At 50.1% G+C, this 7,127-nt stretch carries 7 protein-coding genes; 3 read left to right on the top strand and 4 right to left on the bottom strand.

Annotated elements, in window-relative coordinates; all coding sequences use genetic code 11:
- Positions 1-613: 613 nt before the first annotated feature.
- The 3 genes from GW590_RS24130 to GW590_RS24120 form a co-directional block, all read right to left on the bottom strand.
- The gene (locus GW590_RS24130) at positions 614-1,882 is read right to left on the bottom strand and encodes a PTS sugar transporter subunit IIC (RefSeq protein ID WP_169405622.1); all 1,269 of its coding nucleotides are present in this window, start codon (positions 1,880-1,882) and stop codon (positions 614-616) included.
- A 63-nt stretch (positions 1,883-1,945) separates the two neighbouring features.
- Complete coding sequence (locus GW590_RS24125) at positions 1,946-2,248, bottom strand: PTS sugar transporter subunit IIB (protein WP_169405621.1); 303 nt, start codon at positions 2,246-2,248, stop codon at positions 1,946-1,948.
- 83 nt (positions 2,249-2,331) lie between these two features.
- A complete protein-coding gene (locus tag GW590_RS24120) occupies positions 2,332-2,775 on the bottom strand; it encodes a PTS sugar transporter subunit IIA (RefSeq protein WP_169405620.1) in 444 nt (147 codons plus the stop codon).
- Positions 2,776-3,062: 287 nt separating this feature from the next.
- On the opposite strand from GW590_RS24120, the gene GW590_RS24115 reads away from it, so the two are divergent.
- Complete coding sequence (locus GW590_RS24115) at positions 3,063-4,079, top strand: LacI family DNA-binding transcriptional regulator (RefSeq protein ID WP_169405619.1); 1,017 nt, start codon at positions 3,063-3,065, stop codon at positions 4,077-4,079.
- 41 nt (positions 4,080-4,120) lie between these two features.
- Here the strand turns inward: GW590_RS24115 and yfcD are convergent, their stop codons facing one another.
- Positions 4,121-4,675, bottom strand: a complete 555-nt coding sequence (yfcD, locus tag GW590_RS24110) for an NUDIX hydrolase YfcD (protein ID WP_169405618.1) — start codon at positions 4,673-4,675, stop codon at positions 4,121-4,123.
- Positions 4,676-5,042: 367 nt separating this feature from the next.
- On the opposite strand from yfcD, the gene yfcG reads away from it, so the two are divergent.
- Positions 5,043-5,672, top strand: a complete 630-nt coding sequence (yfcG, locus tag GW590_RS24105) for a GSH-dependent disulfide bond oxidoreductase (RefSeq protein WP_169405617.1) — start codon at positions 5,043-5,045, stop codon at positions 5,670-5,672.
- 174 nt (positions 5,673-5,846) lie between these two features.
- Positions 5,847-6,746: a TIGR01777 family oxidoreductase gene (locus tag GW590_RS24100; RefSeq protein ID WP_169405616.1), complete on the top strand. Its 900-nt coding sequence runs from the start codon at positions 5,847-5,849 to the stop codon at positions 6,744-6,746.
- Positions 6,747-7,127: the final 381 nt, after the last annotated feature.

Genomic DNA, 7,127 nt, shown 5'->3' with positions numbered 1-7,127 from the left:
TAATAGGCAGCAGACGAATCAAAGACACCAAAAGGCCCAGGATTGTTAAGGAGCGGGCCAGCGCTCCTTAACTCGGTTCGGCACAGCGGGTTAAGTGGCCACTGCAATGATAAAACCGAAACAGCTCCTCAGAGTTAATTGACTTTAAGCCAAACCGGTACGACGTACATAGCTAATTGGCACATTCAGAGACGGCGCCGCGCGAAGAGGAGGGAGACGTTTTTGGCTCCCGACCGAGCAAGGGGACTGCGTAGCAGCGCGGCTCGTGCCACACTCGGGGTTACTGAAACATAGCCGGTAATAGGCAGCAGACGCACCAACAACACCAAAAGGCCCAGGATTGTTAAGGAGCGGGCCAGCGCTCCTTAACTCGGTTCGGCACAGCGGGTTAAGTGGCCACTGCAATGATAAAACCGAAACAGCTCCTCATAGCTAATTGACTTTAAAACAGAAAATTGCCATTTAAGCCCAAACCGAAACAATTCCTCTAAAGTCAATTGTCTTTTAAGCCAAGAAATTGCCATTTAAGCGAAAAAGGCGTTCTGGGCCGCCGCCCAGTGAACGCAGCGAATGCCCTTGAAGTTAAAGTTGAAATTAAAAACAAATTTTGTCATTAAAAGTGAAAAAAACTTAATAGATGCCCAAACACCAACCCAACACTAATCACATCAGAATCACTGAAAGTCACATTTTCCAGCCCATAACTGCCCAGCAGCGGTAACAAAAGCGCAGGCAACAAGGTGATAAATAAACCATGGAAAATACCACCGATAATTGCCCCGCGACGTCCCCCCACCGCATTGGCAAAAACCCCCGCCGTGCCGCCGGCAAAAAAGTTGGTCAACATGCCCGGCAATATCATCGCCAAACCGACACTGGGAAACAGAAACATGCCGAGAATGGCCCCCACCGTGGTGGCAATAAAACCAACAATCACCGCATTAGGCGCATAAGGGAATAATACCGGACAGTCGAGCGCCGGAATGGCATTCGGTACAATCCGCAACGCAATACCGCGAAAAGCCGGAACGATTTCCGCCAGTAACAAACGAACCCCGGCCAGCAACACGTAAACGCCAACCACAAACTGGACCGATTGCAAAAAACCAAACACCAGATAACTGACGCCTTTTGCATACTGCGCCACCACCTCAGGCCCGGCGGCAAATGTCGGAATAAGATAAATGGGGATCATCACCACCATCATCGACAGGTAGGTATCTTGCAAAAAAGAGAAGGATTTGGGGAGTTCAAAATCCTCGGTGCTTTTGCTGACATCCCCGGTTAAGCGTGCCACCCCCGCCTGGATCAAATATCCCACCGTGCAAAAATGCCCCAGGGCAATATCGTCTGAGCCGGTTATCTTGCGCACAATAGGCTGCGCCAGCGCCGGCATCGCCACCGACATCAGACCGGCAATGCTGCCGCCAACCAGAATCAGCTCAGTGCTGCGTAAGCCCCCCATAAAACCCACCACCGAACAGACCGTCGCCATCCATAGCGAAGCCTGACCGGTGAGGAAAATGTATTTAAAACGGGAAAAACGGGCAATGGCTATGTTGATCACAAAAGCCAGCACCATAATCAATGCCGTTTCACGTCCCAGCGTCTGCTGGGCAATACCGGAGATGGAACCCACATCGGTGACCACCCCGCGCATATTGAAACCTTTTTGGAAGACCTCCCCCAAAAAGTTTAATGCGCCAACAATAATATTCGCCCCGGCCAGCAACACTAAAAAGCCTAACAGGGTTTTTAACGTGCCGCTAATCACTTGGCCGACGCTCTTTTTTAACGCAATCAATCCCACCATCGCAATCAATGCGATCAGTATCGACGCCTGGCCTAATACGTCATTAACGATGAAATATAAGAAAGACACTGGCTGCCCCTCGTGTTTGCAGGTGGAAGATAAGATCCGGTTTATATTTATTAGAACTGAGGATCATGCTGGCAAATAGCCTTTCGCCACTAATATCGGTATCAACTTTTGCTTTATTTCGTTTTTGTCAATCAGACGTTTGAGATAAATAATGGTGGCATCGAGGGTGTAATTTTCAAACTGAGATTTAAAATTACTGCCGGTCATAATGATATCCGCGCGGGTCGAGGCCGCACTGGATATATCGCAATGAGCCAGACTGGCGTTAACCCCCAAATCCTTTAGTGCCGCCTCGATACTCATTTCACAGGCAAAACTGCTGCCCAACCCGGCACCGCAGACGGCCAATATAGATAATGGTTTCATGGTTACCTCTTAGAGAGTCCCGCACTGGCGGGCAGGATAGCCGACAACGGCCTGGTTTCAACAGTAAGAATATCTTTGATACTTTAATACTGGCCAATGATGGATAGGGCTTGATCGATAGTGGCAACTTGCTTGAGTCGCGTAATATCTTGATCCTGGCTGAACAATGCAGATAATGCGGCAATCATGGCAATATGTGAATGCCCGTCGGTTGCTGCAAGGGAAAAAACCAAATAAACCGGATCGTTTTCAGGGCTATTAAAAGCAACACCCTGCCGGATAATCAATAATGATAGCCCTTTTTTCAGCACCCCTTGTTCAGGCCTGGCATGGGGCATGGCAATACCCTCACCCAACACAAAATAGGGTCCAAATTGCTGACAGTTGCTTAATATTGCCGGCAGATATCGTAACTCAACGATATTGTTATCGAACATTGGCTGTAATGAAATGGCCACCGCTTGCTGCCAGTCAGTGACTCTGTTTATTATTTTTACATTTGTTTCATCCAACCATTCACTCAGCATAGTAGCGCCTGATATTAATATTTAATAATCTTGAGTATGCTTTTTAGACAGGAAATAACTGTGACTTACCGCACAAAGATAGCGCTATCATTGGCTGCATAACCTTTTTGTGATAGCGCTATCAAAACAGCATTGTTCCATTTGGAGCGGCGATGGGTTATGCAGTTATGATAAGATCCGCTCATCATTGACCCGCGCCAGCGCCCTTTTTTTCCCGGGTTTGCTGACGTAATACCGCCTATGACATCCAAACCCGCGGTGGATAATCAAAGCCAGGAGTGCAGACAATGGAGGGGAAAAAACGCCGAGGAACAGGCAGGGTGACGCTGGCAGATGTGGCCAAACTGGCCGGTGTCGGGGCCATGACCGTTTCCCGGGCACTACGCCGACCCGATATGGTCTCGGAAAAACTGAAGGATAAAATTGATTCCGCCGTCGCTGAGCTGGGTTATGTGCCAAATTCTTCGGCCAGCGCCTTGGCTTCGGCGTCTTCAAATGTAGTAGCAGTAGTCACCTCGTCGCTGGCCGATTACGGCAACGCCGAAACGATCGCCGGCCTGCAGGAAGTGCTGATCCCTGCCGGTTATCAGTTGATGCTGGCGGAATCGCAAAATCAGGAAGAGCGCGAACAGCAACTGCTCGAGACCTTTATGTCCTACAATCTGGCGGCGGTGATCCTGTTTGACGCCAGACACAGCGCGGCCACCTACGAGTTGCTGGCCAATGCCCATCTGCCCATTGCCGAATTGGGTGCCGCCGTGGAACATCCGCTGGATATCAATATCGGCATCGACAATGCAGCGGCAGTATATGCACTTACCGAACATCTTATTTCCCTTGGGTACAGCAAAATTGGCCTGATGTGCGCGGCGCAAAGACAATGGGTATCACAACAGCGGCTGCGCGGCTGGCATCGTGCCTTGCTGGATAACAATATGTCCACTACCCGGGTGCTGGGAAGCTATGCCGCCGCCAATTTCAGTACTGGCGCGGAGCTGTTGCCCGAGCTGGTATTAAACTGGCCGGATATGGACGCGCTGATTTGCAGCAGTGACGAGTTGGCATGCGGTGCGCTGTTTGAATGTCAGCGACGGAAAATTCGTGTGCCAAAAGAGTTGGCAATTGTCGGGTTTGGTAATAGCGACGTCAGCAAAGTGTGTTTTCCACCGTTAACCACGGTCGCGGTACCCCACCGCGAGATCGGCGTACAGGCAGGAAAAGCGCTGCTGGCCAGATTACAAGACGAGGCATGGCAACCGCAAAAGCCTATTACCTCGATCTTGTGTAAAAGAGAGAGCTGCTAGTCAGCGACGCAGGTGATGACTCACCCGCGTCAGCCCGGAAATTACTCTTCTTCGATACTCAGCGGTTTGCCGTGGTCTTTCTCGTTATTACGGCTCATCCACAATGACAGCGCCTTCAGTGAGTCCGGGGTAAACTCATCACAGCGTGCAGTGATCTCCTCCGGCTTCATCCAGCGCACTTCATCAATTTCTTCTTCTTGCAGGGCAAAAGGACCGTGAGAAACGCAGCTAAATAAGGCGCCCCATACCCGGCAATTATTTTCTTCAAAATAGAACAGACCATGCTCGGCAAAAGGGACACCAGCAATGCCCAGCTCCTCTTCTGCTTCACGACGCGCCGAGTCGAGCATATTTTCACCGCTTTGCACCACCCCACCGGCTGTGGCATCGAGCCAGCCCGGATAGAAATCTTTCGTTTCCGTTCTGCGCTGCACCAGAATATTCCCCATGCCATCATGAACCACGATATAGCTGGCACGATGACGTAAGTTTTGAGCGCGCATCTGTTGCCGACTGGACTGGGCGATCACTTCGTTCTCTTCATTAACGATATCAACCCACTCGCAGGCGCTGGTGTTTGGCTCTTGGTTCGTCATCCTATGAAACCTTCTTTTTTAGCATGCTAACCCGGTTGTCTTTCAAGTGGCAAAGAGGTTTGACCGCTTGCCGCTTAAAACTGCTGGGGTAGTGATGCACGGTGATTTTTCAATGAGTCCAGTGATTCTATCTGGCTCAGGGGGATCGCTTCAATAGCAACAGGTGCGTTGGTAATATGTAAAAGCTATGTCAACCTGCAACATAAACCATCAGACTTGTCTCACATAGCCTGCTATCCTTACCTGCTATGTTAACCTGTCAGATAGCAGGTCAATTTCAACGTAGGCAATTCATTCGCATCCAGCCCCATCGGCACTGATGCTAACGACGCTGGTGGATGATTAAAAAAATACGCAGGAGGCAATTATGATCGATCTTTATTATGCACCAACACCAAACGGCCACAAAATTACGCTTTTCCTCGAAGAAACCGGACTGCCCTACCGTTTGCATCGCATTGATTTTAGTGTAGGCGATCAGTTCAAACCCGCTTTTTTAGCCATTTCTCCCAACAATAAAATTCCGGCGATCGTTGACAGCCAACCGGTTGACGGTGGTGCACCACTGAGCGTATTTGAATCCGGTGCAATATTGCAATATCTGGCGGAAAAATCAGGAAAACTGCTAAGCAAAGAATTGCGCGAACGGACTAATACCTTACAGTGGCTGTTTTGGCAAATGGCGGGATTTGGCCCTATGCTCGGACAAAATCACCATTTCACTCACTATGCTCCGCAACCGGTTCCCTATGCCATTGAACGTTATCAGCAAGAAACCAAACGGCTGTATGATGTGCTCAATACACAACTGGCGCAGCATGCTTATATTGCCGGTGAACATTATAGCATTGCCGACATTGCTACCTACCCCTGGGTCGTAGCTCATGAGCGTCAACGCATTGATTTAGCTGATTATCCTTCTGTTCGCAACTGGTTTGAACGCATTAAAAACCGCCCTGCAACACAAAAAGCCTATGCTCTGGCAGAAAGTAAATAGTCCTTTGGGTCCTCGCACTGCGGGGGCCATTGCCCTCCTGTTAATAAATATTTCCTCAATCGTACAATAAAATAACTGCAAGTTGTGCTCTGCATCGCGGGTTAAATCGGTCACATAATCTAAGCTGATCGGGTAGGTTCAGACTTATAATCAAACAGTTATTAGGAGGCAGACATGAAGATTTTAATAACCGGTGCCAGCGGACTAATTGGACGTCGTCTCACTGAAACGCTGCTGACGCAAAATCATCACATCACCGCCCTGACCCGTGCCCCCGAACGCAGTAAAAAAATTCTTGGTCCTCATGTCAACCTGTGGGATTCGCTGGCTGATAAAACCTCATTAGATGGCTTCGACGCGGTGATTAATCTCGCGGGTGAGCCTATTGCCGATAAGCGCTGGAGCAAAGAGCAAAAGCAAAAACTTTGCGATAGTCGCTGGCAATTAACTGAAAAACTGGCGCAGTTAATCAAAGCGGGCACTCAGCCCCCCGCGGTGTTTATTTCTGGCTCGGCGGTAGGCTACTACGGCGATCAGGGCCAGGCAGTGGTGCCGGAAGACGAGCCCCCCAACAAGCAGTTTACCTGGCAACTTTGCGATCGCTGGGAAGCGCTGGCGCTGGCCGCCGAGAGCGATAAAACCCGTGTCTGCCTGCTGCGCACCGGTGTAGTGCTGGCTGATAAAGGTGGCGTACTGGCTAAAATGCTGTTGCCGTTCCGCGCCGGTCTCGGCGGGCCTTTTGGCAATGGTCAGCAATATATGCCGTGGATCCATATCGACGATATGGTGAAAGGGATTATTTTTCTGTTGCAGCATGAAACCCTGCACGGTCCATTTAATATGGTGGCCCCGTATCCTGCGCGTAATGAGCAGTTTAGCGCTCTATTGGGAGAAATTCTTAATCGCCCGGCGTTTATACGCGTGCCGGCCAGTGTGGTCAGGTTATTAATGGGTGAGTCGGCCATTTTGGTACTCGGTGGTCAGCGAGCCATCCCTAAACGGCTGGAAGATGCCGGTTTTGTTTTTGAGCATGGGGAGTTGCGGCAAGCCTTGGGGGATGTGCTGGGGCGCTGACCAGAGGATCCCTGTTTGGAAACGGGGGAAACTGTTTGGGTTGGGCTTAAATGGCAATTTTCTTTTTTTAAAGTCAATGGGCTATGAGGAATTGTATCGGGTTAGGCTTAAGTGGCAATTTCTTGGCTTAAAAGGCAATTAGCTTTAGAGGAGCTGTTTCGGTTTTATAATTGCAGTGGCCACCTAACCCGCTGTGCCGAACCGAGTTAAGGAGCGCTGGCCCGCTCCTTAACAATCCTGGGCCTTTTGGTGTTGTCTATTCGTCTGCTGCCTATTACCGGCTATGTTTCAGTTACCCCCAGCGTGGCACGAGCCGCGCTGCTGCGCAGTCCCCTTGCTCGGTCGGGAGCCAAAAACGTCTCCCTCCTCTTCGCGCGGCGC

This window comes from Rouxiella aceris, from assembly GCF_012933545.1.
GTDB lineage: Bacteria > Pseudomonadota > Gammaproteobacteria > Enterobacterales > Enterobacteriaceae > Rouxiella > Rouxiella aceris.
This window is presented reverse-complemented; position numbering and strand designations above follow the sequence as displayed.